Here is a 12,768-nt window from a genome sequence, read left to right as displayed (position 1 = left end):
TGAAGCGCTATATAAAAACGCCACCGAAAAGCGGCGACAAAAAATGACCTCCGGAAATACCAGAGGTCATTCAGTAAAAACAGTAAGTACCAAAACATTATTGACCAAGAAACTCAGCCACATTTAATCGAAGCGACTGGATTCGCCAGCCCTCCGCCGTACGTACATATTCCATATCATAATCTGCAAGCATACAAACAAGATGACTATTAGGTTTCATTGGCGAGAAGAGAACCCATTTTGCTTTCGCACTGTCTCCGTCAACCTCAATACGAGGGTTGGTGAAGCTGTGCATAAAGAACGAATTATTCGCATTCATTGCGGTAAAGAACTCGGTGATTTGCTGATGCCCATTTAGATGGATGTTCATCTTAGGGTTTTCCCAAGTGGCATCTTCTGAAAACAACTCTGGCACTTTATCAGTGTCCATTTCTTTGCCGTTCCAACCTTTATCGACAGATTGACCATAGTTCGCTTGTAGCGTTCGGATCTCTTCCAAGTCTTCTAGCTTTTGAATTCTTTGCTCTAATGTTAGTGCCATACTATTCTCGTGACTCTGTAACTAGACTATATCTAATGTATGCAGATTTATGATCAAGCCAGACATAGATCCAAAAATGTATCTATGTCTGGTTGCTTGTTTTCCATCAAGTCGTGATTTTTTGTCGTTATCCCGCAAAGTCTTTCATGATGACGTTGTCTGCGTAAGATTGAAATCCCGCTTCCATTTGTTTTGCAACGGCATCCGGGAATACGTGGAATTTCCCCTCATCCAACGCAGAAAGAATTCCGACTGGCACGACTTGTGGTGACGATGCGATATCACTAAAACCAGCAAGATCCGCCATATCTGTTGCAACCACGCCAGGGTGAACACTCAGCACACTCACATTATGTGGCTTAAAATGATCACGCAAACCTTGCGTCACAGAATAAGATGCCGCTTTTGATGTACAGTATGTTGTCATATCATAATAGTTTTTGATAGAAGCGACCGAATTTAATTGCACCAGCGCACCTTGCTTTGCAATCAAGGTCGCTTCAAATGCTTTAGCAACACGCATCAGCCCGTAGACATTCACTTCCATTTCTTCTTTCAATGTATCAAGCGCATTGTCCGCTAAAGGCTGCACTGTCGAAATAATCCCAGCGTTATTGATAACAACATCAACATCCGTTGCTTTTTTAGCGGCTGCTAGAATAGACGCTTCATCGGTAATATCGACTTGAATCGTTTCAACTTTTTCACCATATTTTTCTTCTAGTGCCTTGGTTGAATTTGGGTTTCGAACCGCCAAGTACACTTTCTTCGCCCCTTGATCAATAAAGTGCTCGGTGATGCTTTTACCTATACCTCGGTTCGCACCAGTGATGAAGACGACTTTGTTTGAAATGTTGAATGACATACGCTGATACCTTTAATTTACGTTGAGAGACAAGTGGTGTTAACCGTTCACTTTTGTTTCTAACATGAAATCCAGTTGGAAATCGGTGATCACTTGGTCTTGAAGTGGCTGGAAGAAATCGTTGATTTTATCCACGTTGTTCACCAGCCAATGGCAGTGCGCGTTGGGCGTGTGCCGTGCTCCATATCCACCAGTTTTAAGTATGCATCAACCACGTGTTGCGGATCGGTTTTAGGGTCTTGCAATACCTGATCGAAAGAGCCAATCATATTGTCGATGATCTCTTTTAGCTGCGAGTTTTCTGCAACCACTTGCGCGTGAGCTTCCGGTTTAAATGAGTCTGCCAGATTAGTAGCTGATGGGCCTGGCTCAACCAAAATCACCTCAACACCACTTGACGCTAATTCAAATTTCAGGCTCTGAGAGTACGCTTCTACTGCCGCTTTACTCGCGCTGTAAGTACCCGTAAATGGCCATGATACGCGACCAATAACAGACGTTGTATTGATGATGAGGCCTTTGCCCGCTTTACGCATATGTGGTGCAACCGCTTGTACAGTGCGGATAACGCCGTAGAAGTTGGTGTCCATCAGTTGCTGTGCCTGCTCAACACTAAATGCTTCGGTTACGCCCATGTGCATAATGCCTGCGTTGTTGATAAGCACATCAATCGCCTGTTCTTTTTGCATGATTTGTGTAATTGCAGCATTGACTGAGGCTTCACTAGACACATCCATATCAACCACAACGATGTTTTCTGAATATGATTGAAGCTCATTTTTAGCGTCTAAATTTTTTCCATCTACATTGCGCATTGCTGCGTAAACTCTGTGCCCTTTATCTGCAAACTGCTTTGCTGACATTTTACCAAAGCCACTGCTGCTGCCTGTAATTACTACTGTTTTCATGTTGTCACCTTTCTGAATTGCTGTTTCTTGAGTCATCGTTCTTTCCTGCATATTCTGTTGAACTGAATAAGAGATCGGGTTGACCGATGAGATTCTGTATCGATCGATACTGATTTGATGTGCGCATTCTGTATCGATCGATACGTAATGTCAATGGCGAATTCAACATTTTTTAGTGATTGATAAAGAAGTAACATGCTTTGCTTTTGTAGTTGTCGCAAAGCTCAAAAGGCAACTGGCTGAGCAAGCTGAAGAGCTAGATATAGTAAAAAAAGCCTAGACGGTGCGAGGCGCATCCAGAAAGCGCTGGCTGAAAACGGTGATAGCCATAATGTTAAAACCATTGCCGCCAGTATGAAGCGTCAAGATTTGACTCCGAAAGCCGCACGCAAGTTTAAGTGTACAACGCCGTCGACCGGGCGTATGGCCCAGGCCAGCAGCAACTGGGGGACGGTTACCCCGAGTTCGGTGGCGAGGGTCTGCAGCTCGGGGTGGCCAAACAGTTCCCGGCGCAGGCGGCCGCCCTAGGCCAGCGGGCAGTAGGCCATCATCGGCATCTTCTGCTGTCGTTGCCAGGGGCGCAGCGCCTGTTCTATGCCTCGTGAGCCCAGGTGGTAGAGCACCTGGTTGACGGCGCTGTCGTCACCGCTCAGCCGGTGCCACTGCCGCAGTTCGTCGATATCGAAGTTGGACACCCCGAAGCGTTTTATCTTGCCGTCGGCCTGTAGCTGCTCGAAGGCGGCCAGGGTTTTGTCCAGCGGTATGCTCCCGGGCCAGTGCAGCAGATACAGATCCAGATAATCGGTGTCCAGCCGCTGCAGGCTCTGTTCGCAGGCGGCAATGGCGCTGTGTCTGCCCGCATTCCAGGGATATACCAGAAACGCTTCATCCCGGCGCCCCTTGAGCGCCTCGCCCACTATCTCTTCGGCGCCGCCATCGGCATACATCTCGGCGGTGTCGACCAGTCGAAGGCCCAGATCCAACCCCTGTTGCAGGGCGCGGATTTCGTCGCGGCGGGGAGCCAGGCCTTCGCCCAGGTACCAGGAGCCCTGACCGATGGCGGGCAGCGTCACGGCGGGCTGGGTGGCGGTGGCCTTGAGGGTAACGGTGGCGTCCATGGTGACCCCTCGATAATGAATTATGGAAGTGGCTTCCACATTATGGTGAGCCAGTGGGCATACCTTTGCAATGCACTGGCACTTGCTTTTGAACACGGCTTGCGCTTGACTCGGTCTTGATAGGCAAGAACGAAAATCAAGTCGTGTCGCAGGGAGCTGTCATTTACCCTGGGCTCTAGGTCAGGTTGTCACCATGGCCGATGGTATCTGGAGAAAGGCGTATGAGCACATCATTCAGCGAAGGGCCGGCCGAGGTGGTACTGGTCAGACGGCACCTGAAGCTCGATCACCTCAAGCAGTTGCAGATAGAGCTGCTGGCCGAGGTGTTTGCCGCCGAGCCCGGTGTGGCCAAGGTGGTGGTGCGCAAGCAGTGGCTGGACATCGACTACGATGCCGCCGTCCTGACCCTGGACCGGGTCATCGCCATACTGGAAGCCCACGGCGGCGAGCTATCCCAGGACTGGTGGACGGCGTTCAAGGCCGGCTGGTATCGGCGCCGGGAAGAAAAACTGCGCTCCCGGCTGAATGAAGACAAGGAATCGTAATTCCTTAGTCCTCACCCTCCACCGCCTTTCCCAACACCCCCTGATGCTGCGCCAGCCGGGTGCGGGCTTCGGCCTTGCCGAGGCCCGACAGCAGCATCAGAATCGCCAGCTTCACGTCGTTGTCCGCCTGGCTCAGCGCCCGGGCGGCATCCTTTTCGTCCACCCCGGTGGCCTGCATCACGATGCGCTGGGCCCGGGCCTGCAGCTTCAGGTTGCTGGCGTGCAGGTCCACCATCAGGTTCTGATAGACCTTGCCCAGCCGGATCATGCTGGCGGTGGTTAGCATATTGAGCACCAGCTTCTGGGCGGTACCCGATTTCAGCCGGGTCGAGCCGGTGATCACCTCGGGGCCCACCTCGGGTTCGATGGCGATGTCAGCGGCCTGACCGATGGCCGAGCCGCCGTTGCAGGCCAGTGCCACCGTGGTGGCGCCCAGACTGCGGGCATAATGCAGTCCGCCCAGCACATAGGGAGTACGACCGCTGGCGGCGATACCCACCACCACGTCATCCGCGCTCAGTTCCAGTTGTTGCAGGTCCTGGGCACCCAGCTGTTCGTTGTCTTCCGCGCCTTCCTGGGCGCGAAACATGGCCTGGGGACCACCGGCGATCAGCCCGACTACCATGCCCTCGGGCACGCTGAAGGTGGGCGGGCACTCGGAGGCATCGAGCACACCCAGCCGGCCGCTGGTACCGGCTCCCATGTAAATCAGCCGGCCGCCCCGGCGAAAGGCCGCCACTATGGTGTCCACGGCGGTGGTGATGGCCGGCAGCACCCGTGCGACCGCCTCCGGCACCTGCTGGTCCTGCCGGTTGATGGTGGTGAGGATCTCGAGGGTCGATTGCCGGTCGATGTGCAGGGTGTCGGGATTGCGGCCCTCGGAGGTGAGTCTGGCCAGATCCTGAAGCAGGTCTTTGGTGTCCATGAACGTTCTCCATATCGGGGAAAGGGGTCAGCCGGGCAGGTGAATGGCGCCCAGAATGGCGGGGCGGCGAGCGCCGGTGACGTCGGGCAGGTTGCCGGTCAGGCCGTGCAGGGTCTGATGGGCCAGCCAGGCGAAGGCCATGGCTTCCATGGCATCCATATCCACGCCGGCACTGTTGCTGGTATCGACTCGCCAGCCGGGCAACAGGGCGGACAGTCGTTGCATCAACAGCGGATTGTGGCCACCGCCGCCGCAGACCAGCAGCTCGCCGGCCGGCCATTTGGCGACCTCGTTGGCGATGGCGGTGGCGGTCAATTCGGCCAGGGTCGCCTGCACATCCGCCGGCGCCATGCCGTCCGGCAGCCGGGCATCCAGCCAGTCTTCGCTGAACAGCTCCCGGCCGGTACTCTTGGGCGGGGGCAGGGTCAGCCAGGGCTCGGCCAGCAGGCTGGCCAGCAGCGCAGCATTGACCTGCCCCTGCCGGGCAAAGTGGGCGTCCTTGTCATAGGGCTGGCCGAGTTTTCGCCGACACCATAGATCCAGCAGCATGTTGCCGGGGCCGACATCGTACCCCAGCACCGGCTGCCCCGGTGCCAGCACCGTGATGTTGGCGATGCCGCCGATGTTGACCAGGATGCGCACATGGTTCACGCCACCCAGCACCCGCTGGTGAAAGGCGGGCACCAGCGGCGCGCCCTGGCCACCCAGGGCCATGTCTTTGCGGCGAAAGTCGTTGATGGCGATGATGCCGGTGTCGGCCGCCAGCCGATTACCGTCCCCCAGCTGCAGCGAAAACGGCAAGGGCCCGTCGGGCTGATGCCAGACGGTCTGGCCGTGACAGCCGATGGCCCTGATCTGCCCGGCACTGTGGCCCGACTCGGCGAGTAACCTGTTGGCCACGGCGGCGTAGGCTTTGCCCAGTTCGGTATCCAGCTCGCCCCATTGCCGGGCGGTCACGGTGCCGCCACCGGCCAGCGTCAGCAGTCGCTGGCGCAAATCCGGCTCGAAGGGGCTGGAGGTTCGGGCCAGCAGCCGGACCTGTTCGCCGTCGGTGGCGACCAGCACGGCGTCGATGCCGTCCAGGCTGGTGCCGGACATGATGCCGATGTACTTTTCCATGCTCACCAGTCGCTTGGCAGTGTTTCTACCGGGCTGACCGGTACGCTGATCACCTCATTTTCGAAGGGCTGTGGCCCGGGGTCGGGGGCGACCACCGGCGCCGGCTCGGGCGCAGGTGGTGGTGCTTCGGGAGTGCCGCTACAGGCGGACAGGATCAGCGCCATACCGAGCCATAACGACGCGTAACGGGGGGTGTTGTACATTGGGCATTGCTCCATGAAAGATGACGAATGCGGTTGGCCGATCTCGCCTCTGGCCGACACCGGCATTGCCGGGCCGGGAGGCTCGGCAGGATAATAGTGACTATCAAACAAGGTTGCCACAGCCGACCACCGGCTGCCAGCATGGCGCCATAAAATAAACGATGAGGAAATACCATGGCCTACTGGCTGTTCAAGACCGAGCCCGACACCTTTTCCATCGACGATCTGGCCCGGGCCAATACCCTGTGGGAAGGGGTGCGCAACTACCAGGCCCGTAACTTCCTGCGAGATCAGGTGCAGGTGGGGGATGAGGTGTTTATCTATCATTCCAGCTGCAAACAGGTCGGTATCGCCGGGATCGGCAAGGTGGAGCGGGCCGGTTTTCCCGATCCCTTCGCCTTCGACCCGGACAGTCCCTACTTCGATCCCAAATCGGACCCACAGGCTCCGCGCTGGTATGCGGTGGAGCTGAGCTATAGCCGCCATCTGCCCTTGCTGCCGCTGGCCGCGCTCAAGGCCAATCCGGCGTTAAGCGGGCTGCCGCTGGTGCAGAAGGGGAGCCGGCTGTCGGTGATGCCGGTGAGCGAAGCCGAGTGGCAGGCGGTACTGTCGATGGTATGAGTGGCGTAACCGACGCCTTGCCTCAGGTATTCTGTTCAAAGAACGACAGCGCGGCTTCCAGCGCCTGCTGGCGCTGACGATCCTGCTCGATAAACAGTTCATGGGCGGCGCCCTTTATCTTCAGGGGGGCGCCACCATGGCAATGGGCCAGCTTCTGGCAGAAGCGGTTCTGGGCACGGTTGTCCACCACCACGTCGTTGCCGGCCTGCAATACCAGCAAGGGGATGGCGATACGGCCCGCCTGGGCGATGGCGTTGTCGCCGGCCTGCAGGCTCTGGCGTAACCAGTGCAGGCTGGCGCCGCCCAGTTGCAGTTCGGGTTGCTGCCGGTACAGGTCACGGAAGCCCTGATAACGCAGCTCGCTGTGGGTCAGATCGTTGTCGGCGAAGGGCACTTCCATATAGCCGCCCTGACCGGGAGCGAGGCAGACTTGGCGGCCCAGCCAGTGGCAACCGGTATCGAGTACGGCAAGCAGGCCGTCGGCCAGCCAGCGTGGCAGGGGGCCGAGGTAGATACCCATCATGGGCGACGACAGCGCCGCCGCCTGCAACCGGACCCGGGTTTCGCTCAGCCACAGTGCCGATATGGTGCCGCCCATGGAGTGGGACAGCAGATAGAGGCTGTCCACCGGCTCCTGCAACACCACCTGCTGCACAAACTGCTCCAGATCCTGCACGTAATCGTTGAAGTCGGCCACATAACCCACCAGCGGATTTTGCAGCAGCCGGGGCGCGAGACCCTGCCCCCGGTGATCGTAGAGATAGACGTTGTAGCCATTGTTGAACAGATCCCGGGCCAGCTCCTGATACTTGAGGTAGGACTCGGTACGCCCGTTCACGACGATGATGGCTTTCTGGTGCTCCGGGCGGCTCAGCCGGGCATAAGGTAATGCCAGACCGTCGGCGCCGTTGAACCGGCCCTGCTCCGCCTGCTGCTGCCAGAACGCCTCCAGCCCGGCCCGTCCCAGCTCGCCGAGTTCGGCTTCGGTCGTCAGGCGGGGGGTGGCAATGGCAGTATTCATAAGCAGGCAAATCCCGATCAGGAACAGGCGAGCGAGCATGGAGGGCTCCGGGCGGTTCGCTAGGGTACAAGGTGGGTAGCAGTGTAGCGCCAAAGCCGGTGGGATTACACAGTCCTTGCGTGAGGGGTGAGGCGAATCTGCTGCTCCTCACCCTTCACGGCCTGCGGCATTTACTTCCGCAGTCGGTACACCTTGAGCACGTTGGGGGTGACCCGGATCTTGCGCATGATATTGGCCAGATGGATGCGGCTCTTGGTGGTGATCAGCAGTTCCACCACATAGACCCGACCGTCTTTTTCTTCGGTGGCAATGCTGTGAATATTGGCGCCGGTGGCGGCAATGACGTTGGCCAGCTCGGCGAGAGCCCCCTGATGGTTGATGATCTCGATGCCGATTTCGGTCTTGAATTCGAAATCGAAATCCTGCTCCATGTCCCACTGTACCGGCAGATATTTGTCCGGTTCCTTGCTGTAGCCGCGAATGTTCTTGCACGACTCCAGATGCACCACCAGGCCACGGCCGGGGCTGATATGGGCGACGATGGGATCGCCGGGGATGGGGCGACAGCAGTTGGCGAAGTTGAGCAGCATGTCGTCGGCGCCGCGAATGGGCATTTTCTTCGGCGACTTGCTGCGCTCTGCCGGCATCTCGTTCGGCTTGCTCAACAGGCGGCGGGCCACCACCACGCTCATGGCGTTACCCAGGCCGATGTCGGCCAGCAGGTTGCTGATCGAACCATGTTTGGTGTCTTTCAGTACCTGTTCGATGCGTTCGGCCGGAATGTCTTCCAGGTTCTTGCTGCCCAGCGCATGATTCAACAGCCGCTTGCCCAGCAACACCGACTCTTCGGTACGCAGATTCTTGAGGAACTGACGGATTTTGGTACGGGCGCGCGAGGTGACCACGAAGTTGAGCCAGGCCGCATTGGGCCGGGCGCTGGGGGCGGTGATGATTTCGATGGTCTGACCCGAGTGCAGCGGCTGACTGAGCGGAAACGGCTGGCGGTCGACCCGGGCACCGACGCAGGCATGGCCGATGTCGGTGTGCACCGCATAGGCGAAGTCGACCGGAGTCGCGCCCGAGGGCAGCTCCAGAATGCGGCCTTCCGGGGTAAACACATAGATCTCGTCCGGAAACAGATCGGTTTTGACCCCTTCGATAAATTCGAACGAGGAGCCGGCGCTCTGCTGCAGTTCGAGCAGGCTCTGCATCCAGCGCTGGGCCCGCACCTGAGCGGTGGTATCGGAACGCTCTCCGTCCTGCTTGTAGGCCCAGTGGGCCGCGACCCCCTTGTCGGCCATCTGATCCATGTATTCGGTGCGGATCTGGACTTCCACCGGTACGCCGTGGGGGCCCACCAGCGAGGTGTGCAGCGACTGATAACCGTTGGTCTTGGGGATGGCGATGTAGTCCTTGAAACGGCCCGGACGGGGCTTGTACAGGGTGTGCATCTGGCCCAGCACCCGGTAGCAGGTATCGATGTCTTTCACGATCACTCGAAAGGCGTAGATATCCATCACTTCGTGGAACTGCAGTTCTTTCTTTACCATCTTGTTGTAGATGGAGAACAGGTTCTTCTCCCGGCCCTTGACCTGCGCCTCGATGCGGGTGTCATCCAGCCGTCCGCTGACTTCTTCCAGAATCGACTGAATGATCTCGCGCCGGTTGCCCCGGGCCCGGCGCACCGATTCGCGCAGCACCCGGGTGCGCATGGGGTAGAGCGCTTCCAGCCCCAGCTCTTCCAGCTCGTTCTTGATGCTGTGAATGCCCAGCCGGTTGGCGATGGGCGCATAAATTTCGAGGGTTTCGCGGGCGATGCGGCGGCGTTTGTCCGGGCGCAGGGCACCCAGGGTACGCATGTTGTGGGTGCGATCGGCCAGTTTGATCAGGATGACCCGGATATCCTGGGTCATGGCCAGCACCATCTTGCGGAAGTTTTCGGTCTGGGCTTCCTTGCGATCCCGGAACTTGAGCTTGTCGAGTTTGGAGACGCCTTCCACCAGATCGGCCACCGCGGCACCGAACTGCTGTTCGAGCATGCTTTTGGTGACCGGGGTATCTTCGATGACGTCGTGCAGCAGGGCTGCCATCAGGGTTTCGTGATCGAGGTGCATCTCTCCCAGAATGCGAGCGACCGCCACCGGATGGGTGATATAGGGTTCACCGCTGGAACGGGTTTGCCCTTGGTGGGCATCCCGGGCCACTATATAGGCGGCCTTTAGCTGCTCTGCCTGCTCGGTCGGCAGGTAACTGGTGGCGAGCTCCCTGAGAGATTCAAATAGATACAAGTGATACCCCGACAGTCGATGCCGTTTATACGCAATTCAGAGGTAAGGCCCGCTAGGACTGAAGCGGGCCCGCCGGCGCAGGCCGGAGGGCACACCGGATTTAGATGCGCCTTCGGCGATGGCGGCAACGGCGGCCAGTTCGGCGGCTTCCATTTCCTGCTGTTCCTGGCGATCCTGCACATCCATCACCGCATGGTTAACCAGGCCTTGTTCGATTTCCCGCAGGGCGATAACGGTCGGCTTGTCGTTCTCGGGAGCGACCAGCGGATCCTTGCCCTGGGTGGCCAGTTGGCGGGCGCGACGGGAAGCAACCAGAACCAGATCAAAACGGTTGCCTACCTGCTCAACAGCATCTTCAACAGTAACGCGTGCCATAATGGACTCCAATGATTAAAAAAGGTGCAAAATTCTAATGGATCTTAGCTTATTCCGCCAGTAGTCCGGAAAGCAAGTCCTGGAAACGTATCGCCTGCTTGCCGGTATTGGCTCGCTCGGCCTCGATAATGGCGCTGAGCTGGTTCAACGCATGATCGAAGGTGTCGTTGACCAGCAGATAGTCGTATTCGTTGTAATGGGACATTTCCGATACCGCCTTGTCCATCCGGCCCTTGATGACCTCGGCGCTGTCCTGCTGACGGGCGTTCAGCCGGCGTTCCAGCTCTTCCCGGCTGGGTGGCAGAATAAAGATGGATTTGGCGCTGGGCGACTGTTCGCGGATCTGACGGGCGCCTTGCCAGTCGATATCCAGCAGAATATCGATACCTTTCGCCAGCTGCTCATCGATCCATTCGCGGGAGGTGCCGTAGTAATTGCCGAACACCTCGGCCCACTCGTAAAAGGCGCCGCGATCGATCAGGCTCCGGAACTGCTCCTTGTCCACAAAATGATAATGAACACCGTCTGCTTCACCCGGGCGCATGGCTCTGGTGGTATGAGAGACGGAAACCTGCAGCTTGCCATCGGCGCTGGGGCGCTCGAGCAGGGCTCGGATCAGGCTGGATTTGCCCGCGCCACTGGGGGAAGAAATGATAAATAAGGTACCGATGTGCGCCATAATTTTGTGCCCGTTCTGGGGGGATCTGCCAGCGCCGAGCATGGGGCTGGAACCAAGGGCGGCAAAGCTTACCAGAAGACGGCGGATAAAAAAATGGCCGCTGCAAATACAACGACCAGTCAAAAGTAACTATAGCTTGCTGCGGAAGTGCCCTCCACGCAAATTGCATTATGATCAGCGCGCTGCTTCGGCTCTATCAGTTTTTACCTGATAAAAAGCTCGTAAAAACCGAGTTATTATTCGGCCGAGCGGGGTCGCCGATGCCTGTATCCATGAATGATCGGTGCCGATCCCCCGGTCTTGGATACCTCATGATTGTTGTTTTTTTATGCAGTAGAGGGGAAGGAAGATGATCACATTGACTCGGCTACTGGCAGAAACATCGAAAGTGGATCGGCTCGTCATTCAGTCTCACGATATGTGCATGTATCTGGTGGAATTGACGCTGGCCGGAAAGCCGGAGGTGCTGGCGGGCGAGGATGGCCGGCCGCGGGTGTTTCGTAGCATCGAGCATATCAAGGAAGCATTGGCGGAGCTGGAGGTTGCCGGCGCCGTGCTGGTACAGCACTCCCCCTATCATGAAATGATCGGTCTGGCGGAGGAGTCCGTTCCCCCGCTGGAGCTCGACATCGTCTGGCCTGCCAGACAACTGGGGTAGTCAGGCATGATCCCGGCCGTGAGCATTGGCCGGGGCATGGGATCGCCTGTTCAGCTTTCCGGCGGGCCTTTTCGAACCACATCGACCTTGTGCTGCTCCTTGGTCCACTTGCCCTGAGGCTTGTCGATGTACTGAAAATGCTCGTTGGTAAAGCTGCCCTGATTACAGGTGGTGCGATAGAAGGTCGTGGGCACCTTCTGGTAATCCAGTACCTGGTTGAACACGCCCGGGCCGGTCATATCGTAAACCCCGTTAATCTTGTTTTCCTGAATATTGGTCAACACTTGCTCGATCAGTCGGGCCAGGTTGGGATTGTCGGGCTTGCTGGCAATGAAGTAGTTGGTCAGCTCGTTGTGCTGACGAATGATATAAAGTTCTTCATGCTCGGGCTTGATGATATGACCCAGCGGCCAGACTGCATGGGCATCGATATCCAGATACACGCCACCATGCTTTTGCAGTACCAGCAGCCGCCAGAAGTCCGCCTGAGCGGCCCCGATCTGCAACCGGGAGTAGGCCTCAAATATCTCTGGTGAATAGTTGGCTTTGATGAAGTCGGCCCGCGCCTCGGTGATCATGAACCGATACTCGAAGGTCGGCGAGATGATGCGGTTGAACAGATAGTTGAGATACACCGGCAGGGTGGCCTTGTTGGTGTAGTTGGTCTGCCAGATGATACGGGGAATGGGCCTGTCCTTGCCCTTGAGCAGCGCGCCAGAGCGTTCCGGCAGGGTAAAGCGCTTGTTGGGAAGCAGGGCATGAAAGCCGTAGCTCAGCACCTTGGTAATGTTGGCAAAGAGTTTGATCAACCGGCTGGTCAGTAGTATGTGCGCCGTCACTGGAGCTCCTGTGGCAAGTCGTGGAGGTAAAACCCGATTTATTCTAGCATGTCCGGCCTGCAG

Annotated in this window: 15 protein-coding genes and 1 pseudogene; 4 read left to right on the top strand and 12 right to left on the bottom strand. The window is 57.4% G+C overall.

Annotated elements, in window-relative coordinates; genetic code table 11:
• Nucleotides 1–97 precede the first annotated feature (97 nt).
• The 3 genes from BFR47_RS06475 to BFR47_RS06465 form a co-directional block, all read right to left on the bottom strand.
• Nucleotides 98–541, bottom strand: coding sequence for a nuclear transport factor 2 family protein (locus BFR47_RS06475; protein WP_071472313.1), 444 nt, complete (start codon nucleotides 539–541; stop codon nucleotides 98–100).
• Nucleotides 542–668: 127 nt separating this feature from the next.
• Nucleotides 669–1,406 carry an SDR family oxidoreductase gene (locus BFR47_RS06470; RefSeq protein ID WP_071472312.1) on the bottom strand — a complete coding sequence of 246 codons (738 nt, stop codon included), beginning with the start codon at nucleotides 1,404–1,406 and terminating at the stop codon, nucleotides 669–671.
• Between the two features lie 140 nt (nucleotides 1,407–1,546).
• Nucleotides 1,547–2,350 (bottom strand): SDR family oxidoreductase, encoded by an 804-nt coding sequence (locus tag BFR47_RS06465; protein ID WP_175514069.1) that lies wholly within the window; start codon nucleotides 2,348–2,350, stop codon nucleotides 1,547–1,549.
• Between the two features lie 228 nt (nucleotides 2,351–2,578).
• Here BFR47_RS06465 and BFR47_RS17750 point away from each other — a divergent pair.
• A pseudogene (locus BFR47_RS17750) lies at nucleotides 2,579–2,815 on the top strand (helix-turn-helix domain-containing protein); the annotation flags it as partial.
• Nucleotides 2,816–2,838: 23 nt separating this feature from the next.
• On the opposite strand, the gene BFR47_RS06460 reads toward BFR47_RS17750, so the two are convergent.
• Nucleotides 2,839–3,432: an aldo/keto reductase gene (locus tag BFR47_RS06460; protein ID WP_139215119.1), complete on the bottom strand. Its 594-nt coding sequence runs from the start codon at nucleotides 3,430–3,432 to the stop codon at nucleotides 2,839–2,841.
• A 221-nt stretch (nucleotides 3,433–3,653) separates the two neighbouring features.
• Here BFR47_RS06460 and BFR47_RS06455 point away from each other — a divergent pair, with 221 nt between their 5' ends.
• Nucleotides 3,654–3,977, top strand: coding sequence for a hypothetical protein (locus BFR47_RS06455; RefSeq protein WP_071472311.1), 324 nt, complete (start codon nucleotides 3,654–3,656; stop codon nucleotides 3,975–3,977).
• Nucleotides 3,978–3,981: 4 nt separating this feature from the next.
• On the opposite strand, the gene murQ is transcribed toward BFR47_RS06455, so the two are convergent.
• From murQ to BFR47_RS06440, 3 genes are read right to left on the bottom strand one after another with little or no spacing between them, the layout of a single operon-like run.
• A complete protein-coding gene (gene murQ, locus BFR47_RS06450) occupies nucleotides 3,982–4,887 on the bottom strand; it encodes an N-acetylmuramic acid 6-phosphate etherase (protein ID WP_217645484.1) in 906 nt (301 codons plus the stop codon).
• A gap of 42 nt (nucleotides 4,888–4,929) precedes the next feature.
• Nucleotides 4,930–6,021, bottom strand: a complete 1,092-nt coding sequence (locus BFR47_RS06445) for an anhydro-N-acetylmuramic acid kinase (RefSeq protein WP_071472309.1) — start codon at nucleotides 6,019–6,021, stop codon at nucleotides 4,930–4,932.
• Between the two features lie 2 nt (nucleotides 6,022–6,023).
• Nucleotides 6,024–6,224, bottom strand: a complete 201-nt coding sequence (locus tag BFR47_RS06440) for a hypothetical protein (protein ID WP_071472308.1) — start codon at nucleotides 6,222–6,224, stop codon at nucleotides 6,024–6,026.
• A gap of 174 nt (nucleotides 6,225–6,398) precedes the next feature.
• Here BFR47_RS06440 and BFR47_RS06435 point away from each other — a divergent pair, with 174 nt between their 5' ends.
• The gene (locus BFR47_RS06435) at nucleotides 6,399–6,845 is read left to right on the top strand and encodes an EVE domain-containing protein (RefSeq protein WP_071472307.1); all 447 of its coding nucleotides are present in this window, start codon (nucleotides 6,399–6,401) and stop codon (nucleotides 6,843–6,845) included.
• A 22-nt stretch (nucleotides 6,846–6,867) separates the two neighbouring features.
• Here BFR47_RS06435 and BFR47_RS06430 read toward each other — a convergent pair whose 3' ends face one another.
• The 4 genes from BFR47_RS06430 to gmk all read right to left on the bottom strand — a co-directional run bounded on the left by BFR47_RS06430 (nucleotide 6,868) and on the right by gmk (nucleotide 11,208).
• Nucleotides 6,868–7,866 carry an alpha/beta fold hydrolase gene (locus BFR47_RS06430; RefSeq protein WP_245748826.1) on the bottom strand — a complete coding sequence of 333 codons (999 nt, stop codon included), beginning with the start codon at nucleotides 7,864–7,866 and terminating at the stop codon, nucleotides 6,868–6,870.
• A gap of 170 nt (nucleotides 7,867–8,036) precedes the next feature.
• Nucleotides 8,037–10,154 (bottom strand): bifunctional GTP diphosphokinase/guanosine-3',5'-bis pyrophosphate 3'-pyrophosphohydrolase, encoded by a 2,118-nt coding sequence (gene spoT / locus BFR47_RS06425; RefSeq protein ID WP_071472305.1) that lies wholly within the window; start codon nucleotides 10,152–10,154, stop codon nucleotides 8,037–8,039.
• 36 nt (nucleotides 10,155–10,190) lie between these two features.
• Nucleotides 10,191–10,529 (bottom strand): DNA-directed RNA polymerase subunit omega, encoded by a 339-nt coding sequence (gene rpoZ, locus BFR47_RS06420; RefSeq protein ID WP_245748825.1) that lies wholly within the window; start codon nucleotides 10,527–10,529, stop codon nucleotides 10,191–10,193.
• A 49-nt stretch (nucleotides 10,530–10,578) separates the two neighbouring features.
• On the bottom strand, nucleotides 10,579–11,208 hold the full coding sequence (gene gmk / locus BFR47_RS06415) for a guanylate kinase (protein WP_071472304.1): 630 nt from the start codon (nucleotides 11,206–11,208) through the stop codon (nucleotides 10,579–10,581).
• A gap of 349 nt (nucleotides 11,209–11,557) precedes the next feature.
• On the opposite strand from gmk, the gene BFR47_RS06410 reads away from it, so the two are divergent.
• The gene (locus BFR47_RS06410) at nucleotides 11,558–11,866 is read left to right on the top strand and encodes a DUF6482 family protein (protein WP_071472303.1); all 309 of its coding nucleotides are present in this window, start codon (nucleotides 11,558–11,560) and stop codon (nucleotides 11,864–11,866) included.
• Between the two features lie 50 nt (nucleotides 11,867–11,916).
• Here the strand turns inward: BFR47_RS06410 and BFR47_RS06405 are convergent, their stop codons facing one another.
• Complete coding sequence (locus BFR47_RS06405; RefSeq protein WP_071472302.1) at nucleotides 11,917–12,705, bottom strand: glycosyltransferase family 32 protein; 789 nt, start codon at nucleotides 12,703–12,705, stop codon at nucleotides 11,917–11,919.
• Between the last annotated feature and the right edge of the window lie 63 nt (nucleotides 12,706–12,768).

The organism is Oceanisphaera psychrotolerans (genome assembly GCF_001870485.1).
Taxonomy (GTDB): Bacteria; Pseudomonadota; Gammaproteobacteria; order Enterobacterales; family Aeromonadaceae; genus Oceanimonas; species Oceanimonas psychrotolerans.
The sequence above is the reverse complement of the archived record's forward strand: the minus strand, read 5'-3'. Positions and strand labels throughout refer to the sequence as shown.

Bases quoted from the DNA above. Each gene is read 5' to 3' on its own strand.
- BFR47_RS06475 (WP_071472313.1), bottom strand. From the start codon at position 541: ATGGCACTAACATTAGAGCAAAGAATTCAAAAGCTAGAAGACTTGGAA.
- BFR47_RS06470 (WP_071472312.1), bottom strand. From the start codon at position 1,406: ATGTCATTCAACATTTCAAACAAAGTCGTCTTCATCACTGGTGCGAAC.
- BFR47_RS06465 (WP_175514069.1), bottom strand. From the start codon at position 2,350: ATGACTCAAGAAACAGCAATTCAGAAAGGTGACAACATGAAAACAGTA.
- BFR47_RS06460 (WP_139215119.1), bottom strand. From the start codon at position 3,432: ATGGACGCCACCGTTACCCTCAAGGCCACCGCCACCCAGCCCGCCGTG.
- BFR47_RS06455 (WP_071472311.1), top strand. From the start codon at position 3,654: ATGAGCACATCATTCAGCGAAGGGCCGGCCGAGGTGGTACTGGTCAGA.
- BFR47_RS06445 (WP_071472309.1), bottom strand. From the start codon at position 6,021: ATGGAAAAGTACATCGGCATCATGTCCGGCACCAGCCTGGACGGCATC.
- BFR47_RS06440 (WP_071472308.1), bottom strand. From the start codon at position 6,224: ATGTACAACACCCCCCGTTACGCGTCGTTATGGCTCGGTATGGCGCTG.
- BFR47_RS06435 (WP_071472307.1), top strand. From the start codon at position 6,399: ATGGCCTACTGGCTGTTCAAGACCGAGCCCGACACCTTTTCCATCGAC.
- BFR47_RS06430 (WP_245748826.1), bottom strand. From the start codon at position 7,866: ATGAATACTGCCATTGCCACCCCCCGCCTGACGACCGAAGCCGAACTC.
- rpoZ (WP_245748825.1), bottom strand. From the start codon at position 10,529: ATGGCACGCGTTACTGTTGAAGATGCTGTTGAGCAGGTAGGCAACCGT.
- gmk (WP_071472304.1), bottom strand. From the start codon at position 11,208: ATGGCGCACATCGGTACCTTATTTATCATTTCTTCCCCCAGTGGCGCG.
- BFR47_RS06410 (WP_071472303.1), top strand. From the start codon at position 11,558: ATGATCACATTGACTCGGCTACTGGCAGAAACATCGAAAGTGGATCGG.